This is a genomic window from Knoellia koreensis, assembly GCF_013041615.1.
GTDB classification, from domain to species: Bacteria; Actinomycetota; Actinomycetes; order Actinomycetales; family Dermatophilaceae; genus Pedococcus; species Pedococcus koreensis.
Genome location: NZ_JABEPQ010000003.1, coordinates 295,206 through 318,228, shown reverse-complemented (window position 1 = coordinate 318,228; position 23,023 = coordinate 295,206). Strand labels below are relative to the sequence as shown.

Here is a 23,023-nt window from a genome sequence, read left to right as displayed (position 1 = left end):
TGGGCACTAAGCGCCCGCTCACCTAGGTTGTGACGCTCACCGCACCTCGCGTCGGGGTGCTGCGTGCCTGGTCGACGGGTGGGGTGGCCCGCTCATCGGCCAGCGCCGCCGCCAGCCGGTCGCGCGCTCGCTGGATCCGTTTGCGGGTGGCGGGCGGGCTCGCGCCGACGACCGTGGCGACCTGTTCGCCCGTCAGCCCGTCCCAGTAGGTCAGCTCCAGCAGCTCGCGGTCGCCGTCGCCGAGCGTGGCGAGGGCCGTGCGGACGTCGTCGTGTGCGTAGCCGCCCGGGTCTGTCGGCTGCGCGAGCGGAGGGTATGCCGCGAGCTCGGCTCGCAGTCGCTGCGTCGCCGCGTGCCGCCGGTGGGCTGACCGGCGGTGGTTGGCGCTCGCGCGGCGGGCGATGGCCAGCAGCCAGGCGATCGCGTGGTCGGGGTCGTCGGGCGCGTGGTGGATCTTGCGCCAGGCGGTTGTGAGCACTTCCTGGAGGACGTCGGCGGCATCGGCAGGCGGGTCGGTGCGCCGGGCGAGGTAGGCCAGGACCCGCGGCCCGTGGGCGCTCGCGAGCTCCTCGAGTCGGCGCTCGGCCGGGGTTGCCGTCGTCGGGCTCGAACTCATCGCGGGCACCCGACCCACTGCGGCAGCCTGCTGTTGGCGAGGAAGGTGTCGGGGTCCTGGGTGCCGACCGACCCCTCGATCGTGGCCAGCCGTCGGGCTGCGGCATCGAGGTCGAGCATGGCGGTGCGGGCGGTGCGGGCCTGCGCGGTCCTGCCGTCCTCGGTGGCCCAGACGAGCGCGCAGCCCCAGTCTGCGCTGGCCGCGGCGAGCAGGTCGAGCCGCAGGCTGGTCGACTGCATGTCCGCCTGCGCCGACGGCGCGCACCCCGCACCGGCGGCCCACTGCTCGGCCAGCCCCGCGGCATACCCGTCCCACGTCTTGCCCGGCGCAGCCGGGAGGTCGGTCGGGGCCAGCGTGCGGACGTAGGCGGGGAAGTCCTTGGCGCACAGGTTGATGAACTCGGAGCGGTCCTCGAAGTCCGGGTTGGCCACCGGGTTGCCGAACCGGCCGGTCTGGGCGAGGAAGTGCTCGGCTGCCCAGGCGCCCGTGGGGACCAGGACGATGGCGGCCGCGGCGCCGGCTGCGGCGACCTTGTGCCGGCGACGCAGGCGACGCGCCCGGCCGGCAAGCGTGCGGTCGGACTCGACGACGTCCTGGGCCACGGCGCGGGCGAGTCCGGCAGCTCGCTCGGTCGCGATCGGTGGGGTGGGCGGCGCGGCGGCGGTGAGCAGCGCGCCGACCGCGTCGTCGGTGGTGGGGGTCGGTGAGGTGTCCATACCCCCGTCGTGTCCGCCCACGCCGGAAGTGTGACACCGCCTGCTCGCTTGAGTGGCCGGACGGCCCACCTCCCGGGACGGCGTTGCGCCCACACATAACGATCTGTTGGAATAGGCATAACGTCAGGTTCGCTCTACCGGGCGACCCAGCACCCGCGACCACGCGGCATACCGATCGAGGAAAGCAATGCCCATCTACGACGACGTCACCCAGCTCATCGGCAACACCCCGCTGGTGCGGATCAACCGACTCATCGACAGCGACGCGACCGTCGCGGCCAAGCTCGAGTTCTACAACCCGGCGAGCTCGGTCAAGGACCGCATCGGCGTCGCCATCGTCGACGCCGCCGAGAAGTCGGGCGAGCTCAAGCCGGGCGGAACCATCGTCGAGGCCACCTCGGGCAACACCGGCATCGCCCTCGCCATGGTCGGCGCGGCCCGCGGCTACAACGTCGTCCTCACCATGCCCGAGACCATGAGCAAGGAGCGCCGGGCGCTGCTGCGGGCCTACGGCGCCGAGCTGGTCCTCACCGAGGGGGCCCTCGGCATGAAGGGCGCCGTCGACAAGGCTGACGAGATCGCGGCCGAGCGGGGTGGGGTGCTGGCCCGCCAGTTCGCCAACGAGGCCAACCCCGAGATCCACCGCCAGACCACCGCCGAGGAGATCTGGAAGGACACCGACGGCCAGGTCGACATCGTCGTCGCCGGCATCGGGACCGGCGGCACCATCACCGGTGTCGGGCAGGTGCTCAAGTCGCGCAAGCCCGACGTGCAGCTCGTCGCCGTCGAGCCCGAGGAGTCGCCGATCCTCAACGGTGGGCAGCCCGGACCGCACAAGATCCAGGGCATCGGCGCGAACTTTGTGCCCGAGATCCTCGACCGCGACATCTACGACGAGGTCATCGACGTCAACGCCGACACCGCCGTCGAGTGGGCGCGCCGGGCTGCCAAGGAGGAGGGCCTGCTCGTGGGCATCTCGTCCGGCGCTGCGCTAGCCGCGGCGGACCAGGTCGCCCGTCGCCCCGAGAACGCTGGCAAGACCATCGTGGTCGTCATCCCGAGCTTCGGTGAGCGCTACCTGTCGACGATCCTCTTCTCCGACCTGCTCGACTGACATTGGGAGACAACGGAATCCGATGACCCTCGCCTTCCACGCCAGCCGCGCCCGGTCGCGCATCGTCGACGACCTCGACGCCGCGATCGTGCGCGACCCGGCGGCGCGCTCGCGGGTCGACGTGTTCCTCAACAGCCCCGGCCTGCACGCCATCTGGGCCTACCGGCTCGCGCACCGCCTGTGGTTGCGCGGAGGGTTGTATGCCGTGGCGGCGCGTCTGCTGATGACGTTCACCCGGTCGGTCACGGGCGTCGAGATCCACCCGGCCGCACGGATCGGCCGCCGGTTCTTCATCGACCACGGCATGGGGGTCGTCATCGGCGAGACCGCCGAGGTCGGTGACGACGTGATGCTCTACCACGGGGTGACGCTGGGTGGCCGTTCGCTCGAGCGCGTCAAGCGCCACCCGACGGTCGGGTCGCGCGTGACCATCGGCGCCGGTGCCCGCGTCCTCGGTCCCGTCTACATCGGTGACGATGTGCAGATCGGCGCCAATTCCGTTGTGGTGAAAGACGTTCCGTCTGGCGCGATTGCCACGGGCATCCCGGCGACCGTCCGCTTTCCCGACCGTCCGGCCGAGGACCCTTATGAGGCGATGTTCCGCGACCCGGCGCTCTGGATCTGACCGGGCGACCGGACCAGGCGGGTCGGTGAGCCGACCACGGTGAACGCTCCGGCGAGCAGGTCGCCGGAGTCGGTGGCCGCGGCCAGGGCCACGGAGGCCTCGAGACCCTCGGCCAGCCGGCGGTGGTACCCGGCCATGGTGCGCCGCGCCACGTCGTCCGGCACGCGGCATACCGCCGCCACGACCGAGGCCACGCCCAGCTGGAGCAGCGCGGCCGCGAGACCGAGCGGTTCGTCGCCCGGTGCCAGGGTCGACCGGCCGACGTCGCACGCCGACAGCACGACGTGCGAGGCAGTCGTGCCCTGGTTGACGAGCTCGTGCGCGACCACCGTGCCGTCGGTGAGGCGTACCGAGGAGAAGAGCGGGCTCTGCGGTTCGTGCCGGCCGTGGGCGGCGATGTGCACGAGGTCGCCGCCGGCGAGGGCTGCCTGGAGGTCGGCCGTGGTGCCGGCACCGGCCGGCGCTGGCGCGTGCCACGCGCCAGCAACATCGCGCCCCTCCTCGACCGCCTCGGGCAGGCCCGGCCCCACGACGACACCCACGCGCGGTTCGTCGACGATCACCGCCCCCGCGTGCCAGGCGGTGCCGGAGGGGGCCACCGTGGTGGGGGCGCCGCGCCGGCTCGGCAGCAGGCCCCACGGCACGAGCGAGACCGCGAGGGTCGGCACCACGACCAGTGCCCGGTCGCTGCTGCGCACCTCCGCCAGGAGCGACGCGTCGAGTGCAGCCACCCCCTTGACGAGGGAGGATCGCACGGCGGCGCCCAAGGGGCCTTCACCGTGCGCCGACAGGGCCTGGAGGTCGGCGTGGACCCGCTGGCTCAGCTCGGTGACCTCGGCGAGGGTGCCGACGCGGCGCACGCCGGCCCGGCCGCGCACCAGCGTCGCGACGTGCAACTCGCGGCCGCGCGCGAAGAACGACACGAGGTCGGTCTCGCGCTCGGCCAGGGCCGACCGCAGCTGCGCCAGCCGCGCCGCCCGCATCGTCGGTGGGCGACGTGGCGTCCGGGTGTCCGCCGCGACCGCCGACTGGAGCTGCCACTCGCGCTCGCGAACGGCCTGCCGCAGCCGGGCTTCCTGGGCGCGCAGCTCGCGCGGGTTGGGGTCGGGGCTGTCGATCACCTGCCGGCCGGTGGCGCGCAGCTGGGCCAACAGTGCGGCCAGTTCCTCGTCGGCGGGCGGGACGATCGCAGGCATCCGAGAGGTGGCGGCCCGCCACCGCTCCGTGCAGGCGAGCACGGCGGCCGGCCCGCGCGTCGCCGCGTGGGCCAGGTCGAGCTCGGCGAGTGCGGTGCCGTGCACCGACCTGGCGGTGCGCAGGTCGATGCTGGCCGACCGGGCCGCCTCGAGGTGCAGGTCCCGAGCGGCGCGGGTCAGGACGGCGCGGAACCGCCGGGTGTCGCCCGCGCGCCCGGCGAGGTCGGCCTCCACCAGGGCGAGCTGGAGCCGGGTGGACAACGACGCGCCCCGGCGCAGCGACGAGCATCGGGCCAGGTGGTGCGCCGCGAGCGCCGCGTTGCCGGTGGCGAGCTCGGCCCGGGCGGCCAGCAGCGAGGCGTGGGCCTCGAGCGCGTCGTCCCCGGCCGAGCGCCCCTGCTCGGCGAGCCGCGCGCCCGTCGTCGCCACCCACGAGGCGGATCGGCCCTGTTGGAGGGTCATGCCGAGGGTGAGCAGGTGGGCGCGGTGGGCCCACAGCGGGGCACCGCGCCGCCGGAACACCGCCTCGGCGCGACGGGTCAGGGCCCGGGCGGGTGCCACCAGCCCCAGGGCTGCACGGGCGCGCGCGAGCTCCAGCTCGATCTCGCCGCGCACCTGCCACTGACCGCGGTCGACGCACAGGTCGAGGGCGCGCCCCAGTACCGCCTCAGCCTCGCTGACGAGTCCCGCCTCGAGCAGCACCCGGCCCCGGTCGAGGTACGGCACCGCCCGCGACACCTCGACCGGCACGGCATCGGCCTCGCCCATGAGACGAAGGGCGAGGGGCAGGTCGCCGGCGAGGTACGCGGCATACCCGAGGTTGTGCATCGCCATGTAGGTCTGTGGCGCGAGGTCGGCCGCGCGGGCGACCGCGAGGGCGCGCTCGAAGTCACGTCGCGCCCCGGGCACGTCGAGCAGCAGGCTGCGCACCATCCCGCGGTTGAGGTGCACCACCCACTGGTCGCGCGGCTGCAACCGGTGCAGCAGCCGGACCGCGTGGTCGAGCTCGGTGAGGGCACCGGGCAGGTCGCCCGAACGACCGCGGGCCATGGCGAGCTGGGAGTGAGTGAGCGCGACGAGCTCCGCGTCACCCAGGTCGGTGGCCTCCGCGGCCGCCACCCCAAGGGTCTGCTGCGCGGTCGCCAGCCCATGCAGCTCGAACTCGGCGAGCGCCTGCGCCAACCGCACCCGCACCAGCAGCCGTCGGCCCGCTTCGTCGAGGTCGCGCTCGGCCAGACGCGCTCGCGCCGAGCCCAGGGCCCGTCGCGCAGCGCGGGGTCGCCCGGCGTCGTTGGCCGCGACGCCGCGCTCGTAGAGGCCCCACAGCTCGGCGTGGGCCGGGTCTGCGCCAGGCGTGTCGGCCGCCTCCTCAGACGTCGATGGTGGGGGTGACCACGGGCCGCTCACCGCGGTCGCCGTCGGGCCACAGCATGAACCTGATCATGCCGCGGTCGACCGCCGTGAAGGTGAACCGGCCCGTGTCGTCGGCCGTCGTCCGCGCGTCACCGGAGGCGGAGTGGAGCTGCACGACCGCACCCGGGGCCGTCACCCAGCCGTCGATGCGCACCGTCGTCGCCGTCTCGTCGGAGACGTTGACGAGCACGTCGGCGCGCGAGCTGGCGAAGGTGATCGACTCCGGGCGCGCGACCTCGGCATCCGACCGCGTCAGCACGAGCGAGGCGCTGGTGAGCTCGGCCAGCTCGGCCTCGAGGCCGTGCAGCGTGATGGCGAACTTGACCCGTTCGGCCAGACCCGTCGGCACGGGGTCCTCCACCGACCAGGCCTGGCGCAGCTCGTGCAGCAGCTCGACGTCGAGGTCGTCGAGGGGGCCGATGTCCGAAGCGTTCATCTCACACCGTCCAGCGCAGGTCGGAGGGAAGGCTGGTGCGCAGCTTGTGCAGGCACCGTCCTCGAGTGGGGCCGATGCTGCCGACCGGCATGCCGAGCGCGCTGGCCACGGCGGCGTAGTCGGGTCGTTCGGCGAAGGCGATGACGCGCAGGATCTCGCGGCAGCGAGCGGAGAGCTGTTCGACGTGCTGCCAGAGCAGGCGTTGCTGCTCGGTCAGCAGGGCCGACCGCTCGGGCCCTGGGTCGCCGTCCGGGGCGGCCTGGTCGAGCACGTCCTCGTCGGGCCGCACCCGGTCGGCCCGACGCACCACCTGCCACGCCTCGCGGCGCACCGTGGTGATGAGCCACTGGAGCACCGCCTGCGGCTCGCTGATGCTGTCGCTGCGCTCGACGAGCCGCACCCACGCCGTCTGCACGACGTCCTCGGCGGTGGCGGCGTCCGCGCGCTGGGCGCGGGCGGTGTGCCACAGGATGGGGGTGAGGAGCTCGACGAGGTCGTCCATGCGCTCCTCGTGACCGGCCCGGTATGCCGCGAACGCGGCTGCCGCGCGCGTGGCCAGCGAGACGGGGGTGGCGTCGGTGCTCACGGCTTCACCTCCAGTGTCTTGCTCAGGGCCTTCTCGGCGCGGCGTCGCATCGACGCCACGGAGACCGTGCCCACGCTGCGCTCGGCGGCGAGGGCGGCCGCGACCTCCGCAGCCAGGACCGGCGCCGCGAAGGAGGTGCCGCTCCAGACGCCGAAGCCGGAGCTGTAGTCGTCGGGGTCGATGGTGGCCCGGGCGCGTGCGGCCCCGGCAGGCACCTGGGTGCTGGCTCCGCCCGGCCCCTGGAAGTTGGTGGGCATCGTGCTGACCACGGCCGCTCCTGGCCGGTAGGCGTTGACCCAGGTGCCCGCGTTGGAGAAGAGGGCCACCGTCGACGGCGAGGTGTTGAGCGACCCCACGGCGGCGATCGGCAGGCCGGGCTCGCCCTGCACCGGCTCGGTGAAGCCCGCCGGGAAGAGCCGCTCCTCGGTGCTGTCGTTGCCGGCGGCGGCCACCACGACGACACCGCGGTCGACGAACTCGGCGATGAGGTTGCGGAACTGCCGATCGGTGATCTCGTCGGCCGGGCTCTCGTGGTAGTAGCCGAGTGACAGGCTGAGCACGTCGATCACGAGCTCGGGTGCGCGGCGCTCCTGGCCCTCGACGTGGCGCAGCAGCAGCAGGCTGAGCACCTCGTGCAGGTCGCCCTCGACGACCGACCCGCTCGCGCGCATGACGGGCAGCGCGAGGATCGACGCCTCGGGGCAGCCCTGCCGGATCAGGCCGGCGATGAAGGTGCCGTGGCCGGCGAGCGGCTCGAGGGCACCGGTCATGGCGTCGATGGCCAGGCTGCCGTCGGGGTTGCCGAGACCCGGCGCGGCCAGCGGCAGTCCGTGCCACGGTGCGGCGAGCGCGGCCCGCTTGCCCGGCTCGAACCACGGGTGCTGGCCCAGACCGGTATCGGGCACTGCGACCACGGGGTGCCGGCCCAGCTTGGGCGCGTTGGTGCACGGGTCGATGCCCGGCCACGCGACCGGCATCCGCCCGCCGAAGCCCGGCGCGGCATACTCGCCGGGTCCTCCGTGACCACCCCAGAAGCCGTGCCCGCCCCAGAAACCCACGCCCCCGCCGTGGCCTCCCCAGAACCCGACACCACCGAGGTCGCCTGGCACGGCGGTGCCGCGGAAGTTCGCCCCGGCACCGACGACGTGGTTGAGGCTGGCGCTGGTCGACGTGTCGGCGCGGGTGGACTTGAGGCGTTGCAGCGCCTCGAAGGCGTCGACCTGCGGTTCGGCCTCGGCGACCGGCAGCAGTCGCACCCGGGTGACCCAGACCCGCTCCGCCACGGCCGTCACCGACGGCAGGCCCACCTCGCGGATCACGCGCTCGGCCGCGACGTCGCGTTCGTTGACCTCGACCACCGCGGTCGGCTGACCGTCACGGTCGACGAGTGCCTCGCGCAGGGCTTCGACCACGGGCCCCGCCGACCCCGAGGGCAGCCCGGCCACGAGCAGCTCGTTGCCGACGTAGGCGGTGGCGCGCAGCTCGGTCTGGTCGCCCAGCCGCGGGGCCGTCACCGGGTCGAGGGTGCGCGCGCCGACCTCCTGCAGGGCCTGCGGTGAGAAGGGCACCGCTGTGCGGCGGACCTGGTCGCCGGGTCCAGAGGTGGGCGTTGTTGCCATGGATGCTCCTGAGGTCACGCCGACGACGCGGTGAGGTCAGCGTAGTGAGGGACCTGCTCTTGCAGGACAGGAGAATCCGAGCGGCCGGGTGATACGCGAAGAGTGCCGGAATTTTTTTCTGGTTCCGGATGTATCAGGCGCGTGGCCGGGCGCTCTTGTCGGGTGTCAGCCTGGTCGGGGGACGAGGAAGACGCCGGTGGCCGCCAGGGGTGTCACCGGTAGTGGTGGAAGCGCACGGGGGCGTGCTGCCGCCAAGGCCCCCCATGGGGCAGGCAGGGGACGACGGGCGGTGCGACCGACGGGGGTGGGTCGCACCGCCCTCTCGTGCGTGCGGGTATGCCGCGGGTGCGCGCCCTCGCGCGGGTCAGGGCAGCTTGCCGGGCCCGGGGCCGAACCCGGTGGTGTCGGCGTGGAGGCGTCCGTCGGTGCCGCGGTGGATGGTCTCGGGCAGGTCCTCGCCCTTGATGCGGTCGCCGGCGCTGGTGGCGGCGGACTTGGCGACGTCGCCGAGCTTGGCGGCGACGGCCGGCGCCTGGTCCTTGACGGTCTGCTTGACGGTGTCGACGCGGGCCTGCACGGGTCCGCTGGACCAGAGCTGGTCGGCGCGGGTGCGGATCTGCTCGTACCGCTTGCGGCCGGCCTTGGCGCCGAGCACGTAGCCCGCGGCCATGCCGACGAGGAAGGACAGCTTGCTCATGGGATGGACCTCCTGGTGGGTTTCCTTTCGACCCTAACCGGGGCTTTGGCGGCTCGCAGGCCGCGCTACCGTTGGTCTCCGGTCGCGGGCGGTATGCCGGGTGGCCGAGGAGGGCTCGCATAGTGGCCTAGTGCGGCGGTCTTGAAAACCGCTATGGCGGCAACGTCATCGTGGGTTCGAATCCCACGCCCTCCGCGTGCGAGGTTCGATGGGGCCGAGGAACGAGGTCCCGTCGGTTCTCGCACATTGAGCAGGCGGGATTCGGAGGAGCGGCGAGGAACGAGCCGCGACGGTTCCCACGCCCTCCGCCGGGCGATTCTGGAGGCACTGAGTCGCGGGAAATGGGGAGCAAGCGGCAGGATCCGGGCGCTTCCGCCCACATCCACGATGAAAGTCCGCCAAATGTGGGAGCGCCGCCGGTGGGTGGGCCCCTAGGCTTGAACGTGCAACATGGAACGTCCACCTGATGGTGGCGGGCCGAAGGCCGGGCAACCCTGCAGCCCGGCCTTCGTGCCGCTCGGGAGAGCTCGTCTGCGACGGCCGGAGTCAGCGGGCCAGCCGGCTCGAACCGAGGGGCCGCGCGGCAGCCGCGACGAGGTCCGCGAGCTCGGCGGCGCGGTCCTTCGGCACGGCGCCCACGGTGACCCGCACGTGCCCACCCACCGGGTCGGTGCTCCGTGCGACTCGGAAGGGCGAGCCGGCCGCGACCCCGACCCCCAGGCTCGCCAGCCGCACCACGGCAGCGGTCTCGTCGACCACGGGCACCCACACGTTGAGCCCCTCGACGCCACCGACGCCGACGCCGTGCTCGCGGAGGCGACGGACGAACTGGGCTCGCCGAGCGGCATACGTCTGGCTCGCCTTGGCCACGGCCCGTCGTGACGGCTCGCGCGTCAGCAACGACACGAGCACCTGCTGGAGCAGGCGGCTCGACCACCCCTGTCCCAGCTGGCGGCGCAGGCTGATCGCCCGGTGCACCTCGGCGGGCGCTCCCAGGGCGGCGAGGCGAAGGTCGGGTCCGTAGGCCTTGGAGAAGGATCGGATGTGCACGGTGCGTTCCGGCAGCCAGCGGCCGACGCTGACGAGTGGCGACTGAGACAGGCCGTAGGCCGAATCGTCTTCCACCACAAGGCAATCCGTCCCGGCGAGGAGGTCGGCGATGGACTTCGCGCGGCGGCGGCTCATCGTGACGCCGGTGGGGTTCTGGGCGCGTGGCTGGACAAAGACGGCGCGTATGCCGCGTGCGAGCGTCGCGCGTAGGCCGTCCAGTTCGAGCCCCTCGTCGTCGACGGGGACACCGACCACCTCGACCCCGAGCGACTCGAGCAGGTCGAGCAGGGGCGGGAAGCCCGGGTCCTCGACGACCACGCGGTCGCCGAAGCCGAGCAACGACCGGGCCACCAGGTCGAGGGCGTCCATCGCCCCGTCCACGACGGTGAGCTGGGCGTCGCGGACGGGCCAGTCCGAGCGCAGGATGTCCGCGAGCTCGGGCAGCAGCGGGTCGTCGAGGTAGCTGCCGGTGGGGGCGGCCGCGGTCACGGCTCGCAGCGCGGCCCGTAGGTCTGGCAGGAGGGCCGGGTCTGGGACGCCGGTCGACAGGTCGAGGGCGATGCCGCGGTGGTCGAGGGCCTGGCGGTAGCGGGTGGTGCCCGGTTCGGTCCGGCCGCGGGTGTCGAGGATTGTGGTGCCGCGGCGGCCGTCCGTCGCCACGGTGCCGGAGCGCCGCAGGAGGGCCCACGCGGCGCTGACGGTCGTGGGGGAGAGGCCGAGCTCTGCGGCCACGGTGCGAATGGGTGGCAGCCGGTCGCCCGGGCCGAGGTCGCCGGCCCGGATCGTGGCCGAGACGGCGTGGGCCAGGCCCTTGGTCGTGGGCTCGTCGAGCCGTTGCTCGATGGCCGACAAGAGCGCCTTCACGGTTTGTACTGTATCAATCAGACGATTGTGTGACACCAATTCCGCTCGTATGGTGGCGAGCATGAGCCAGCGCATCACCCACTGGGTCGACGGCCGCGCCGTCGACGGCACCTCCGGTCGCACCGCCCCCGTCTTCAACCCGGCGACGGGCCAGCGCACGGCCGAGGTCGACCTCGCGTCGGTGCAGGAGGTCGAGGCCGCGGTGGCGAGCGCGACCGCTGCCGCCGCCGAGTGGCGGCACGCGTCGTTGTCGCAGCGGTCGGCCGTGCTGTTCGCCTTCCGCGAGCTGCTGCACCAGCGCACCGACGAGCTCGCGGCGATCATCACCGCCGAGCACGGCAAGGTGCTCTCCGATGCGGCCGGCGAGATCGCCCGCGGCCTGGAGAACGTCGAGTTCGCGACCGGTGTGCCGGCCCTGCTCAAGGGTGGGTTCAGCGAGCAGGCCGCGACGGGTGTCGACGTCTACAACATGCGCCAGCCGCTCGGCGTCGTCGCCGGCATCACGCCGTTCAACTTCCCGGCGATGGTGCCGCTGTGGATGTGCGCCAACGCGATCGCGTGCGGAAACGCGTTCGTCCTCAAGCCGTCCGAGAAGGACCCGTCGGCTGCGCTCTTCCTCGCCCGGCTGTGGCAGGAGGCCGGTCTGCCCGACGGTGTCTTCACCGTCGTCCAGGGCGACAAGGTCGCCGTCGACGCGATCCTCGACCACCCGGGCATCGCTGCGGTGAGCTTCGTCGGGTCGACCCCGATCGCCAAGTACATCTACGAGCGGGGCACCGCCGCCGGCAAGCGGGTGCAGGCCCTCGGTGGCGCGAAGAACCACGCGCTGGTGCTGCCCGACGCCGACGTCGACATGGCCGCCGACGCCGTGGTGTCCGCGGCATACGGCGCAGCGGGCGAACGCTGCATGGCCCTGTCGGTGGCGGTCGCGGTGGGCGACGTCGCCGAGCCGCTCGTCGACGCCATCGCCGCCCGGCTGCCCAAGCTCACCGTCGGCAACGGCGCTGACCCCGACACGGACATGGGGCCGCTCATCACGGCCGAGCACCGCGACAAGGTGGCCGGTTACGTCGAGGCGGGTGAGGCCGCGGGTGCGTCGGTGGTCGTCGACGGGCGCACGGGTGACCACCCGCAGGAGGGCTTCTTCCTCGGCACGACGCTGCTCGACCACGTGACGCCGGAGATGACCGTCTACACCGACGAGATCTTCGGCCCCGTGCTGTCGGTCGTGCGGGTCGACACCTACGACGAGGGCCTGGCGCTCATCAACGCCAACCAGTACGCCAACGGCACCGCGATCTTCACCCGCGACGGCGGGGCCGCCCGGCGCTTCCAGTACGACGTCGAGGTCGGCATGGTCGGCATCAACGTGCCGATCCCCGTGCCGGTCGCCTACTACTCCTTCGGCGGCTGGAAGGACTCGCTCTTCGGAGACACCCATATGTACGGTCCGGAGGGCATCAGCTTCTACACGCGCGGCAAGGTCGTGACGCAGCGGTGGCCCGACCCGGCCACCTCTTCCGTCGACCTCGGCTTCCCGCGCACCCGCTGAGGAGTGGCCATGACGACGACCGAATCTCCCTCCGCCGCAACGCATCCGACGGCGACAGACAGCGATGGGTATGCCGCGGCGTCACCGTTGGCGGCCGTCACCAGCGCCGACGAGGCGCGCGTGCGCCGCGACGACCGGGCGCACGTGTTCCACTCCTGGTCGGCACAGGCGCAGATCGACCCGCTGCCCATCGCGTCCGCGCAGGGGTCGCACTTCACCGACTACGAGGGCAGGCGCTACCTCGACTTCTCCAGCCAGCTGGTCAACGTCAACATCGGCTACCAGCACCCGAAGCTTGTCGCCGCGATCCAGGAGCAGGCCGGCCGCCTCACCACGATCGGGCCGCCGTTCGCGAACGACGCCCGCTCCGAGGCGGCGCGCCTCATCGCCGAGCTCGCCCCCGGCGACCTCAACCGGGTCTTCTTCACGAACGGCGGCGCGGAGGCGACCGAGAACGCCATCCGCATGGCTCGGCTGCACACGGGTCGCCAGAAGGTCCTCGCGGCATACCGCAGCTATCACGGCGCCACGGCCGGGTCGATCACGCTCACCGGTGACCCGCGTCGCTGGCCCAGCGAACCGGGCGTGCCCGGCGTCGTCCACTACTGGGGGCCGTACCTCTACCGCTCGGCGTTCCACGCCACCACCGAGCAGGAGGAGACCGAGCGCGCCCTGCAGCACCTGCGCGACCTGCTCATGGTCGAGGGCGCACACACCATCGCGGCGATCATCCTCGAGTCGGTCGTCGGCACCAACGGCATCCTCGTCCCGCCGCCGGGCTACCTCGAGGGGGTGCGTGCGATCTGCGACGAGCACGGCATCGTCATGATTGCCGACGAGGTCATGTCGGGCTTCGCGCGCTGCGGCGAGTGGTTCGCGATCGACCACTGGGGCGTCACGCCCGACCTCATCTGCTTCGCCAAGGGCGTCAACAGCGGCTACGTGCCGCTCGGGGGAGTGGTCATCTCCGAGCGCATCGCGCAGACCTTCGACGACCGGCCCTACCCCGGCGGGCTGACCTACTCGGGCCACCCGCTGGCCTGCGCGTCGGCCGTCGCGTCGATCGAGATCTTCAAGGACGAAGGCATCATCGAGCACGCCCGCTCGCTCGGCGCCGAGGTCATCGGCCCTGGCCTGCGCGAGCTCGCCGACCGCCATCCGAGCGTCGGCGAGGTGCGCGGCCTCGGCGTCTTCTGGGCCGTAGAGCTGGTGCGGGACAAGGGAACTCGTGAGCCGCTCGTCCCCTACAACGCCAGCGGTGCGGACGCCAAGCCGATGAACGACTTCGCCGCCGCCTGCAAGCAACGCGGCCTGTGGCCCTTCACCCACTTCAACCGCACCCACGTCGTGCCGCCGTGCACCACCACGGCCGACGAGGTGCGCGAGGGGCTGGCCATCCTCGACGAGGCGCTCGAGGTGGCCGACGGGTTCACCACGGGCGCCGCCTGAGCGAGAGCCGTCGTGGCGAGCCCGAGCAGTCGCACCACCCATCCGTCGCTGCGTGACGCCGAGCCGCGGGTGTTCTGGCTGGACTCACCTGAGCGCCCCGCGCCGCGCCCCGGGCTGGACGGGCGACGCGACAGTGCCGACCTCGTCGTCGTCGGCGGTGGCTACACCGGTCTCTGGACCGCGTTGCTCGCCAAGGAGGCCGACCCCGGCGTGGACGTGCTGCTGCTCGAGGCCAACACGGTCGGGTGGGCGGCCTCCGGCCGCAACGGCGGCTTCTGCTCGGCGAGCCTCACGCACGGCGAGGCCAACGGGATGGCCCGATGGCCGCAGGAGTATGCCGCCCTGGCGCGGCTCGGGCGGGCCAACCTCGACGCGATCGAGGAGACGTTGTCCAGACACGGGATCGACTGTGACTTCAGGCGGTCCGGTGAGCTGTCGGTCGCCACGGAGCCGCACCAGGTGGCGTGGCTCGACGAGCTGTCGGGCGAGCGGCTCGACCGGGATGCGGTGCGCGAGCACCTGGACTCACCGACCTACCTGGGTGGCGTCTACGACCCGGACGACACCGCCATCGTCGACCCGGCCCGGTTGGCCTGGGGGCTCGCCCGGGCGTGCGAGTCGGTCGGGGTGCGCGTCGCCGAAGGGGTGCGGGTGACCGGACTCGACGTCGTGGGCGGTGCGGTCGAGGTGTCGACCCTCGACGGCGCGAGCGTCCGCGCGGCGCGAGTCGCCTTGGGCACCAACGCGTTCCCGTCCCTGTTGGCCCGGTTACGCCTTTACACGGTCCCGGTCTACGACTACGCCCTCATGACCGAGCCGCTGAACGACGGCCAGCTCGATGCACTCGGCTGGGCCAGCCGGGCCGGCGTGGGGGACATGGGCAACCAGTTCCACTACTACCGGCTCACGGCGGACAACCGGATCCTGTGGGGCGGCTACGACGCGATCTACCACTACGGCCGTCGCATGGGACCGTCGCTCGACCAGCGGCCCCAGACGTTCGACACCCTCGCCGAACACTTCTTCACGACCTTTCCCCAGCTCGACGGCCTGCGGTTCACCCACCGCTGGGGTGGCGCCATCGACACCTGCACCCGGTTCTGCGCGTTCTACGGCACAGCGCTGGGTGGCCGGGTCGCCTACGCGCTCGGCTACACCGGCCTCGGGGTCGGCGCCACGAGGTTCGGGGCGCAGGTCATGCTCGACCTGCTCGACGGGCGCGACACCGAGCGCACGCGGCTCGACCTGGTGCGCCAGACCCCGCTGCCGTTCCCGCCGGAACCGTTGGCGTGGGCCGGGATCGAGCTCACCAAGTGGTCGATGGCGCGGGCCGACGAGAACGGTGGCCGGCGCAACCTGTGGCTGAAGGCGCTCGACGCGGCCGGTCTCGGCTTCGACTCCTGACGTTCGCGCACTTCGCCACGAGTCGCGCTCCTGCAGGTGCGCGAACGATGGCAAGCAGCGCGCAGGTGCTCGGGCGTCGTGCCACGATGCTGGCATGGCCGACTCCCCGCCCGACGTGAGCGTCGGCGCGCTCGCGATCAACGTCGACATCCCGGAACCATTGCAGTGGAACGACACCCGCCGTGACGTCGAGTACGTGCTGACCACCCTCAACGTCCGGCTGCTGCCCGACGGGCGGCTCGCCGCCAAGGCCTACGGGCGCCCCGTAGCCGGCGGCCGCGGCGGCTACACGTCCTTCCGGGTGCCCGACCGCCCGGACCTCGCCGAGCTCGTCGCCGCGGCTGCTGACCAAGCCGCCCGACTGTGGGCCGCCCACCGCGACTTGACCTGAGCGTGCGCCCACAGGCCCTTCACCAGAGAACGTCGACGCCCGGCGCGCTGGAGAAGGCAGGGTCCTTCGTCACGAGGGTCATGGTCTCCGTCAGCGACTGAGCGGCCAGCATCCGATCGAAGGGGTCGCGGTGGTCCCAGTCCAGGGAGCCGGCGAACAGTGCATGTCTGCCCGTGATCGGCAGCTCCTTGGCCTTGAGCCTGCCCAGGTGCTCGAACCACGAGGCAGTAACGGCCTGTGCACCAGGCAGCTTGCCCAGCCGGTGCTTGGTCGCGACTTCCCACGCAGAGGCGTCGGAAACCCAGAGCTGCGTGTCCCGGTCAGACAGGGCTCTGCGGGCCCGACGCCCCAGTCGTTTGGGTTCAGTGAGGGCCCACAGCAGTGCGTGGGTGTCGAGCAGGAGGTTCACGCAGACTGTTCCCAGGCAGCAAGCTCATCGGGCGGCAGCTCGTCGAAGAAGGCGTCGGGGACGGTCCACTTCACAAATCCGAGTTCGCGCGGCCCGGGCTCCACGGCAACCAACCGGGCGACTGGCACGTCGCCGCGCGCAATCACAACCTCCTCGCCCGCCTCGACCTCCCGGAGCAGGTCGGACAGGTGGGTCTTCGCCTCAAGAACCTTGACCGTCCGCACAGGTCCAAGGCTAGGCTTGGTCAACCAACTTGGTCAACGCGCTCACCTGATGCCTTCCTCAGCGGACCAGGTGGGAGAGGGCCCGGTCGACCATGAGGGGGACGGACGCCCCGGCCCGGCCGTACCCCGGGCCGTCGGCCTGACCGGCGAGGTAGCGAGCATGCACACCCTCGGCGATGACGGCGAGCCGGAAGTCGCTGAACGCCCGGTAGTAGGCAAGCCCGCTGACGTCGCGACCGGTCACCGCGGCATACCGGCTCGCGACCTCCTCCGGCGACGGAAAGCCTTCCAGCGCAGGCACTCCCGCGCCAACGATGAGCGGCTGTCCCTCGTCGTCGCGACCGGTGTAGTAGGTCAGCCAGGTCGCGAGGTCGGCCAGTGGGTCACCGAGCGTCGACAGCTCCCAGTCGACGACCGCTGCCACCTGGGGGGCCGCCGATCCCTCGATCGCGAGCAGGCAGTTGTCGTGGCGGAAGTCGCCGTGGACGAGCGTGACCTCGCCCTCGGCCGGACGCTCCTCCTGGAGGCGTCGCACCAGCTCGTCCATCGCGGGCAGCTCACGGGTGCGGCTCGCCTCCCACTGCCCGGACCAGCGGCGCACCTGTCGCTCGAGGTAGCCAGCGGGCTTGCCGAAGTCGCGCAGCCCGGTCGCGTCCAGGTCGACGGCGTGGATCGCAGCGAGCGTCTCGACGAGGGCGTCGACCAGCGAGTTCCGTTGCCCCGCAGTGAGGTATGCCGCTTCCTCCGGTTCGCGGAGCACTTCACCCGGCACCTCGGCCATGACGTAGAAGGGCGCACCCGCCACGGTGTCGTCGGCGCAGACCGCGAGCACCTCGGGCACCGGGACCGCGGTGTCCTGCAGGGCGGTGAGCACCTTCGCCTCGCGCATCATGTCGTGCGCGCTCGGCAGCAGCTTGCCCGTCGGAGGCCGTCGCACGATGACGCTGCGGTCACCCCCGGTCAGCCGGTACGTGATGTTGGACAGCCCACCGCCGATGACCTCTGCGCGCCAGTCGTCGCCCAGCCCGGGCAGTGCCTCGCGCGCCCAGGCGGTGAACGACTCGCGTGGCAGCCCGCGGACCTCCTGCGGCTGCGTCACGACGCGCCACCCGTGCGCGGGAGCGGCCCGTCGACCGCGGACCCGCCGGCCTCGAGCCGCGTGGCCGCCCGTGCGGCCGCGCGCCGGGCCAGGGACATCTTGTGCACCTCGGTCGCGCCGTCGTAGATGCGGAACGACCTGATGTCGCGGTAGATCCGGCCGAGCACCAGCGACTCCGACGTCCCCATCCCACCGGCGAGCTGGACCGCCCGGTCGACCACGCGGCATACCGCCTCGCTCACGAAGACCTTGGCGCGCGAGGACTCCTCGCTGCTGCGCGAGCCCTCGGCGATCTGCCAGGACGCGTGCCGGATCACGGCCCGGGCGGCGTCGAGGTCGACCTCGTTCTCGGCGATGAGCGCCTGAGCCATGCCGAGGTCGGCCAACCGCGAGCCGAAGAGCTCACGCCCCACCGCCCGCTCCAGGGCGATGTCGTGCGCTCGACGCGCCGCGCCCAGCCACCGCATACAGTGCGTGAGCCGCGCGGGGGCGAGGCGCACCTGCGCGCTCTGGAAGCCGCGTCCGGGTTCGCCGAGCACATGGTCGTCGGGCACGAAGCAGTCGGTGATCGTCACGCGGCAGTGCCCGCCGATGCCGGTCGCGTCGATGGTGTCGAGGTGCTCGCCGACGACGAAACCGGGGTTGTCCGCGTCGACGAGGAACATGGTCGCGCCCTCCGGTGCGTCGTCACCGACGTTGCGGGCCATGACGATCGAGAATGCCGCCCCGTCGGCACCCGTGATGAGCCACTTGTCCCCGTTGACCACCCAGCCACCGTCGGTGCGACGCGCGACCGTGCGCAGGGCGGAGGGGTCCGAGCCCGCGCCCGGGGGCGGCTCGGTCATCGAGAAGCACGACCGCACGTCGCCGGCGACCAATGGGCGCAGGTACTTCTCCTGCTGCTCGGCCGACCCGGTCTGGTGCAGCAGGTGGATGTTGCCCTCGTCCGGCGCCGCACAGTTGAGGGCGAGAGGCCCGAGCAGGGAGTAGCCGGCCTCCTCGAGCAGCACCCCGGCCTCGTCGAACCGGAAGCCACCGCCACCGAGCTCGGCCGGCGCCTGCGGCGCGAAGATGCCGGCGTCCTTGGCCTTGCGCTGCAGCGTCAGCCGCAGGTCGTCGGTCATGCCGTCGCGGAACACATGCTGCTCGAGCGGGATCACCTCGGTCGCCACGAACTGCGCCGTGCGTTGCCGCTGCTCCTCGAGCTCGGGGCTGAGGCTGAAGTCGAACGCCATGCCGTGACACTACCCAGCGGGTCGGGGGCACGACCGGCTCAGGCGGGTCCGTGCGCATTTCGATGATCGGGAGACTGACCAAGTCCTGAACTCCTCCGTAACACCCGCTCACCCGTCGTGGCGTAGACCGGAAGGACTCCGCACGAACTCTGGCAACGAGGTCTCCGCACGGCCTCCAGGACGAAGGGATGGCGTGATGGCTCGATGGCGCCTGAAGGTGGCAGCACTGGGCGTGGGCGCGGCGGTGGTCGCGACGACAGGGATGACGAGCACCCTGGCCCACGCCGACGACGCGGAAGGAGGTGGCAACGCGTCGGCCCAGTCGGTCGAGGACCTCGCAGACCTCGACACGCGGCCCGCAGCCGTGCCGCCGAGCAGCACCCGACGCTCCGCCGCAGCCGATGCGGCGCGCTCTGGGCAGGGGCAGCCCGCGCAGCAGACGTGGAACCGGTTCGGTTCGCCCGGGGTGGTCCTCGCGGCCAAGGCCGCACCGCTCGCCTCGGGGCTGTCGAAGGACCCGACCACGGCCGCCAAGCAGTACCTCCAAGGCGAGCGCGCGGCATACGGGCTCTCCGCCTCTGACATCGACGCGATGGAGGTGATCGGGCGAAACACATTGGGCGACAACACGATCGTGATGCTGCGCCAGAAGTTCGGTGAGCTGCCCGCAGGCGTCGACGGCACCGTCACGGTCGCCGTCAAGGACGGTGCGGTGCGCTACGTCAACTCCAACCTCGCACCCGCCGACACCACCGCGCTGCGTCGCGCGCCCGCTGCGGCCAAGCTCACCCCCGAGCAGGCGCTGGCGCGGGCTGCGTCGCACATCGGAGCCAAGGCCACCGACATCACCGAGCGCGGCAGCGCCACCAACAGGTCGGCGAACGGCGGGTGGCGCACCTTCACCGCCGACGGCCTCGAGCGCGACCAGCGCGTCAAGGAGGTCGCGGTGCCGGTGCCCGGCCAGGCCGCCCGCGCGGCGTACCACGTCGAGGTCGTGGAGCGACCGGACAAGGCGTATGCCGTGTACGTGGACGCCGTGACCGGTGAGGTGCTCGTTCGCGAGAACCTCGTCGACCACGAGGAGTCGCCGGAGAACCCGCAGTGGAAGGTGTTCACGCCCACCCCGCCGCTGGACTACTCCACCCAGGACACGCGGGCGACGTGGTGCTGGACGGCCGGACCGGGCTGCACCGAGGCCGTCGCCAACCCGGCGTCGCCGCAGCCGTGGGACATCGACCCCGCCACCGACGCTCCCTCCGGGACCACCGTCGGCAACAACGCGTTCACCTTCGGCCAGTGGACCGACGGCGACGCGCAGTACCCGCCGAAGAGCGACACCCGGCAGTACGCCTTCCCGTGGACGAACGCGTGGCAGGAGGCGAAGTGCAACCCGGACAACTACAGCAAGCCCGGCGGCAACGACGTCTACGCGACGGCGACCCACATGTTCGCCACGCACAACCGGCTGCACGACTGGTCCTACCACCTGGGCTTCACCGAGACCGCGTGGAACCTCCAGGAGGACAACTACGGCAAGGGCGGTCTCGGCGGTGACTCCGAGGAGGGCTGGTCGCAGTACGACGCGGTCGGCGACGCCCGCAACAACGCGTTCCAGGGCACCGGCGCCGACGGCGGCGCCGCCTACACCGGCATGTACCTCTACCAGCCGATCGGCGGCTCCGGGTACTCGCCGTGCGTCGACGGCGGCTACGACACGACCGTCGTCGGCCACGAGTACACGCACGCCATCAGCAACCGGATGGCGGCCGGCCCCGACCGCGGCCTGTCCAGCCACCAGGCCCGCGCGATGGGCGAGAGCTGGTCGGACATGATCGGCCTGGAGTTCATCCAGGAGAACGGGTTCCAGCCGCTCACGCGCCTGTTCACCTCGCGCGCCGTCTACACCAACGCCAACGCCGACCACGGCAACCGCACCTACAACTTCGCCACGAGCCCGCTCAACTACTCCAACGTGGGCTACGACGTCGTGGGCCCGCAGGTGCACTCCGACGGGGCGATCTGGTCGGCCACGCTGACCGAGCTGCGGGCGAAGTTCGTCGACCGCTACGGCCTCGGTGACGCGGCGACCATGAAGGCGTGCGCGACCGGCAAGACCCCGGTCGAGTCGTGCCCGGGCAGCCGCCGCTGGGCGCAGGTCGTGTTCGACGCGTGGCTGCTGATGAGCGACGGCAACGTGTCGATGCTCGACGCCCGCAACGCGATGCTGGCCGCCGACCTGCTGCGGTTCGACGGTGCGAACCAGGACATCCTGTGGAACACGTTCGCAAAGCGCGGCATGGGCCAGAGTGCGTCCTCCAGCACCGGCACCGACACGGCGCCGCGTCCCGGCTTCGACTCGCCCCGGGCGAACAACGCGACGCTGCGGTTCACCCCCGTCGACGAGGACGGGCGCCCGGTCGCGGGCGCCAACCTCTACGTCGGCGACTACAGCGTGCGCAGCCGCCCGGTCGCGGACACCGACCCCACCACCACCATGACCGATCGCGTCACCGTCGTGCCCGGGTCAATGACCTACACCGTCACCGCGCCCGGGTACGCCCAGTCGCGGGTGACGCTCGAGGCCAAGCCCGGCCAGGTGCGCGACTTCCCGGTCAAGCTGGTCACCAACCTGGCGAGCACGGCGGCTGGTGCCACCGTCGCAGGCGAGGGCACGGCGCTGCCGCTGCTCGTCGATGGCGATGAGGCGACGAATGCCGCGACCGTCAACGCGCCGACGGCGTCCCAGCGCGAGTTCACCGTCGACCTCGCGGGCGGCCGTCAGGTCGTGCGCCGAGTCCAGGTGAGCGCGATGACCGGACCGTCGACGGGAGTCGGCCGGTTCCAGACCCTGCGCCAGTTCGAGGTGCTCGCCTGCGACGCCAAGGGCGTGGTCACCTGCACCGAGGACCGCGACTACCGCAGCATCTTCACCTCGCCGGCGGACGCCTTCCCCGGTGACCGTCCCAAGCCGGTGCCGTCGCAGCTGCTGATGCGGTCCTTCGAGGTCCCGCAGACGCCAGCGACGCACCTGCGGCTACGGATGGTCACCAACCAGTGCACCGGCGGTCCCGACTTCCAGGGCGAGCAGGACAACGACCCGAGATCGACGACGGACTGCCCGGCGGCCCTTGCCAACTCGGGCAAGATCGGCGTCGCCGAGTTCCAGGCCATGCGTCGCTGACCGGTATGCCGCGTGCCTCGGCCGGGTGCCCACCTCACGGTGGGCGCCCGGCCGTCGCCGTTCCGGGGCTGCGAGGATGTGGGCGTGACGAGCATCGAACCGGCGCCGCTCGACCTGCCCCGCACACCCCCACTGGTGTTGCGGGGCAACAGGTTTGACTGCACCCGACCCGCGGTGATGGCGATCATCAACCGCACCAGCGACTCGTTCTTCTCGGGCAACCGGCACGCCGACCTCGACTCGGCCAAGCGCGCGCTCGACGACCACGTGGCCGCCGGCGCCGACATCGTCGACATCGGCGGCGTCCGCGCCGGGCAGGAGGGTGAGCAGGTCAGCCCGGGGCAGGAGATCGACCGGGTCATCCCGTTCGTCGAGCATGCCCGCCAGGCCTACCCCGACCTCGTGCTGTCCCTCGACACCTGGCGCAGCGAGGTCGCCCGTGAGGCCGGCGCCCACGGCCTCGACCTCGTCAACGACACGTGGGCCGGTCATGACCCTGCACTCGTCGAGGTGGCCGCCGAGATCGGCGCCGGTGTCGTCGTATCGCACACCGGCGGCCTTCCGCCGCGCACCGACCCGGTCAAGGTGACGTACGGCGCCGACCCGCTCGACGTCGTCCGCGACGTGATCCGCACCCTCGCCGACGGCGCCGCGCGGGCCGTCGCAGCCGGCATACCCGCCGAGCGCGTCCTCATCGACCCCACCCTCGACTTCGGCAAGACCACCGCCCACTCCCTGGAGGTGCTGCGCCACACGGCCGACCTCGCCGGCCTCGGCTACCCGATCCTGCAGGCGTTGTCGCGCAAGGACTTCGTGGGCGAGTCACTCGGGCTCGAGGCCGACGAACGGCTGGAGGGAACGTTGGCCGCGACCGCGGTCGCCGCGTGGCTGGGTGCGACGGTGTTCCGCGCACACGACGTGCGGGCCACGCGCCGGGTCGTCGACATGGTGGCCGTCATCCGCGGCGACCGCCCACCCGTGCGCGCGGTCCGGGGCACCTGAGGTGCACACGCGGCATACGAGAATTTGACTTCGCCGACCTCCACGGTGACCCACCCGCGTGCTAGCGTCTGTGACGGTTGCAAAAGCAGTTCCTCGCAGATCGACGAAAAGCCCGTCGCAGCAGCATCAGCGTCGGGCCTTTCTC

The 23,023-nt window shown here is 72.2% G+C and carries 20 protein-coding genes and 1 tRNA gene; 9 read left to right on the top strand and 12 right to left on the bottom strand.

Annotated elements, in window-relative coordinates:
* Positions 1 to 22: 22 nt before the first annotated feature.
* Together HJG52_RS15035 and HJG52_RS15030 are read right to left on the bottom strand one after the other, a co-directional pair.
* Positions 23 to 616: an RNA polymerase sigma factor gene (locus HJG52_RS15035; RefSeq protein WP_171244424.1), complete on the bottom strand. Its 594-nt coding sequence runs from the start codon at positions 614 to 616 to the stop codon at positions 23 to 25.
* The gene (locus HJG52_RS15030; RefSeq protein WP_171244423.1) at positions 613 to 1,353 is read right to left on the bottom strand and encodes a hypothetical protein; all 741 of its coding nucleotides are present in this window, start codon (positions 1,351 to 1,353) and stop codon (positions 613 to 615) included. The genes HJG52_RS15035 and HJG52_RS15030 overlap by 4 nt, the downstream gene beginning before the upstream one ends.
* A gap of 166 nt (positions 1,354 to 1,519) precedes the next feature.
* Between HJG52_RS15030 and cysK the strand changes: the two genes are divergently transcribed.
* Together cysK and cysE are read left to right on the top strand one after the other, a co-directional pair.
* Positions 1,520 to 2,446 carry a cysteine synthase A gene (gene cysK, locus HJG52_RS15025; protein WP_171244422.1) on the top strand — a complete coding sequence of 309 codons (927 nt, stop codon included), beginning with the start codon at positions 1,520 to 1,522 and terminating at the stop codon, positions 2,444 to 2,446.
* 22 nt (positions 2,447 to 2,468) lie between these two features.
* A complete protein-coding gene (gene cysE, locus HJG52_RS15020; protein ID WP_171244421.1) occupies positions 2,469 to 3,071 on the top strand; it encodes a serine O-acetyltransferase in 603 nt (200 codons plus the stop codon).
* Here cysE and HJG52_RS21725 read toward each other — a convergent pair.
* From HJG52_RS21725 to HJG52_RS14995, 5 genes are all read right to left on the bottom strand, one after another.
* Complete coding sequence (locus HJG52_RS21725) at positions 3,032 to 5,674, bottom strand: CHAT domain-containing protein (protein WP_171244420.1); 2,643 nt, start codon at positions 5,672 to 5,674, stop codon at positions 3,032 to 3,034. The genes cysE and HJG52_RS21725 overlap by 40 nt on opposite strands.
* Entirely contained in the window at positions 5,637 to 6,116 is a 480-nt protein-coding gene (locus HJG52_RS15010; protein WP_171244419.1) for a hypothetical protein, read from the bottom strand. Before HJG52_RS15010 ends, HJG52_RS21725 begins: the two co-directional genes overlap by 38 nt.
* 1 nt (position 6,117) lies before the next feature.
* The gene (locus tag HJG52_RS15005) at positions 6,118 to 6,702 is read right to left on the bottom strand and encodes an RNA polymerase sigma factor (protein WP_346767763.1); all 585 of its coding nucleotides are present in this window, start codon (positions 6,700 to 6,702) and stop codon (positions 6,118 to 6,120) included.
* Complete coding sequence (locus tag HJG52_RS15000) at positions 6,699 to 8,321, bottom strand: S8 family serine peptidase (protein ID WP_171244418.1); 1,623 nt, start codon at positions 8,319 to 8,321, stop codon at positions 6,699 to 6,701. Before HJG52_RS15000 ends, HJG52_RS15005 begins: the two co-directional genes overlap by 4 nt.
* Positions 8,322 to 8,685: 364 nt before the next feature.
* Positions 8,686 to 9,018 (bottom strand): YtxH domain-containing protein, encoded by a 333-nt coding sequence (locus HJG52_RS14995; protein ID WP_171244417.1) that lies wholly within the window; start codon positions 9,016 to 9,018, stop codon positions 8,686 to 8,688.
* Positions 9,019 to 9,126: 108 nt separating this feature from the next.
* Between HJG52_RS14995 and HJG52_RS14990 the strand changes: the two genes are divergently transcribed.
* Positions 9,127 to 9,213, top strand: a tRNA-Ser gene (locus HJG52_RS14990).
* A 351-nt stretch (positions 9,214 to 9,564) separates the two neighbouring features.
* Here the strand turns inward: HJG52_RS14990 and HJG52_RS14985 are convergent.
* Complete coding sequence (locus HJG52_RS14985; protein WP_346767762.1) at positions 9,565 to 10,932, bottom strand: aminotransferase-like domain-containing protein; 1,368 nt, start codon at positions 10,930 to 10,932, stop codon at positions 9,565 to 9,567.
* Positions 10,933 to 10,993: 61 nt separating this feature from the next.
* Here HJG52_RS14985 and HJG52_RS14980 point away from each other — a divergent pair, with 61 nt between their 5' ends.
* The 4 genes from HJG52_RS14980 to HJG52_RS14965 all read left to right on the top strand — a co-directional run bounded on the left by HJG52_RS14980 (position 10,994) and on the right by HJG52_RS14965 (position 15,728).
* A complete protein-coding gene (locus HJG52_RS14980; protein ID WP_171244415.1) occupies positions 10,994 to 12,484 on the top strand; it encodes a CoA-acylating methylmalonate-semialdehyde dehydrogenase in 1,491 nt (496 codons plus the stop codon).
* Between the two features lie 9 nt (positions 12,485 to 12,493).
* Positions 12,494 to 13,933: an aspartate aminotransferase family protein gene (locus HJG52_RS14975; RefSeq protein WP_171244414.1), complete on the top strand. Its 1,440-nt coding sequence runs from the start codon at positions 12,494 to 12,496 to the stop codon at positions 13,931 to 13,933.
* 12 nt (positions 13,934 to 13,945) lie between these two features.
* Positions 13,946 to 15,337 carry an FAD-dependent oxidoreductase gene (locus HJG52_RS14970; protein WP_171244413.1) on the top strand — a complete coding sequence of 464 codons (1,392 nt, stop codon included), beginning with the start codon at positions 13,946 to 13,948 and terminating at the stop codon, positions 15,335 to 15,337.
* A gap of 94 nt (positions 15,338 to 15,431) precedes the next feature.
* On the top strand, positions 15,432 to 15,728 hold the full coding sequence (locus tag HJG52_RS14965) for a hypothetical protein (protein WP_171244412.1): 297 nt from the start codon (positions 15,432 to 15,434) through the stop codon (positions 15,726 to 15,728).
* A gap of 19 nt (positions 15,729 to 15,747) precedes the next feature.
* Here the strand turns inward: HJG52_RS14965 and HJG52_RS14960 are convergent, their stop codons facing one another.
* Genes HJG52_RS14960 through HJG52_RS14945 form a run of 4 tightly spaced genes read right to left on the bottom strand, consistent with a single transcriptional unit; the run spans position 15,748 to position 18,695 of the window.
* A complete protein-coding gene (locus HJG52_RS14960; RefSeq protein ID WP_171244411.1) occupies positions 15,748 to 16,137 on the bottom strand; it encodes a PIN domain-containing protein in 390 nt (129 codons plus the stop codon).
* Complete coding sequence (locus tag HJG52_RS14955) at positions 16,134 to 16,361, bottom strand: type II toxin-antitoxin system prevent-host-death family antitoxin (protein WP_171244410.1); 228 nt, start codon at positions 16,359 to 16,361, stop codon at positions 16,134 to 16,136. Before HJG52_RS14955 ends, HJG52_RS14960 begins: the two co-directional genes overlap by 4 nt.
* 58 nt (positions 16,362 to 16,419) lie before the next feature.
* Positions 16,420 to 17,460: a phosphotransferase gene (locus HJG52_RS14950; protein ID WP_171244409.1), complete on the bottom strand. Its 1,041-nt coding sequence runs from the start codon at positions 17,458 to 17,460 to the stop codon at positions 16,420 to 16,422.
* Complete coding sequence (locus tag HJG52_RS14945; protein WP_171244408.1) at positions 17,457 to 18,695, bottom strand: acyl-CoA dehydrogenase family protein; 1,239 nt, start codon at positions 18,693 to 18,695, stop codon at positions 17,457 to 17,459. The genes HJG52_RS14950 and HJG52_RS14945 overlap by 4 nt, the downstream gene beginning before the upstream one ends.
* 196 nt (positions 18,696 to 18,891) lie before the next feature.
* Here HJG52_RS14945 and HJG52_RS14940 point away from each other — a divergent pair, with 196 nt between their 5' ends.
* Both HJG52_RS14940 and folP read left to right on the top strand, forming a co-directional pair.
* Positions 18,892 to 21,876, top strand: a complete 2,985-nt coding sequence (locus HJG52_RS14940; RefSeq protein WP_206070860.1) for a M36 family metallopeptidase — start codon at positions 18,892 to 18,894, stop codon at positions 21,874 to 21,876.
* Positions 21,877 to 21,960: 84 nt separating this feature from the next.
* Entirely contained in the window at positions 21,961 to 22,878 is a 918-nt protein-coding gene (gene folP / locus HJG52_RS14935) for a dihydropteroate synthase (RefSeq protein WP_430413352.1), read from the top strand.
* Positions 22,879 to 23,023: the final 145 nt, after the last annotated feature.

Excerpts from the sequence above, each read along its gene's own strand:
- HJG52_RS14945 (WP_171244408.1), bottom strand. The coding sequence starts at position 18,695 with ATGGCGTTCGACTTCAGCCTCAGCCCCGAGCTCGAGGAGCAGCGGCAA.
- HJG52_RS15035 (WP_171244424.1), bottom strand. The coding sequence starts at position 616 with ATGAGTTCGAGCCCGACGACGGCAACCCCGGCCGAGCGCCGACTCGAG.
- HJG52_RS15000 (WP_171244418.1), bottom strand. The coding sequence starts at position 8,321 with ATGGCAACAACGCCCACCTCTGGACCCGGCGACCAGGTCCGCCGCACA.
- HJG52_RS14995 (WP_171244417.1), bottom strand. The coding sequence starts at position 9,018 with ATGAGCAAGCTGTCCTTCCTCGTCGGCATGGCCGCGGGCTACGTGCTC.
- HJG52_RS14975 (WP_171244414.1), top strand. The coding sequence starts at position 12,494 with ATGACGACGACCGAATCTCCCTCCGCCGCAACGCATCCGACGGCGACA.
- HJG52_RS14980 (WP_171244415.1), top strand. The coding sequence starts at position 10,994 with ATGAGCCAGCGCATCACCCACTGGGTCGACGGCCGCGCCGTCGACGGC.
- HJG52_RS15010 (WP_171244419.1), bottom strand. The coding sequence starts at position 6,116 with ATGAACGCTTCGGACATCGGCCCCCTCGACGACCTCGACGTCGAGCTG.
- HJG52_RS14965 (WP_171244412.1), top strand. The coding sequence starts at position 15,432 with ATGGCCGACTCCCCGCCCGACGTGAGCGTCGGCGCGCTCGCGATCAAC.
- cysK (WP_171244422.1), top strand. The coding sequence starts at position 1,520 with ATGCCCATCTACGACGACGTCACCCAGCTCATCGGCAACACCCCGCTG.
- HJG52_RS14940 (WP_206070860.1), top strand. The coding sequence starts at position 18,892 with ATGGCTCGATGGCGCCTGAAGGTGGCAGCACTGGGCGTGGGCGCGGCG.
- cysE (WP_171244421.1), top strand. The coding sequence starts at position 2,469 with ATGACCCTCGCCTTCCACGCCAGCCGCGCCCGGTCGCGCATCGTCGAC.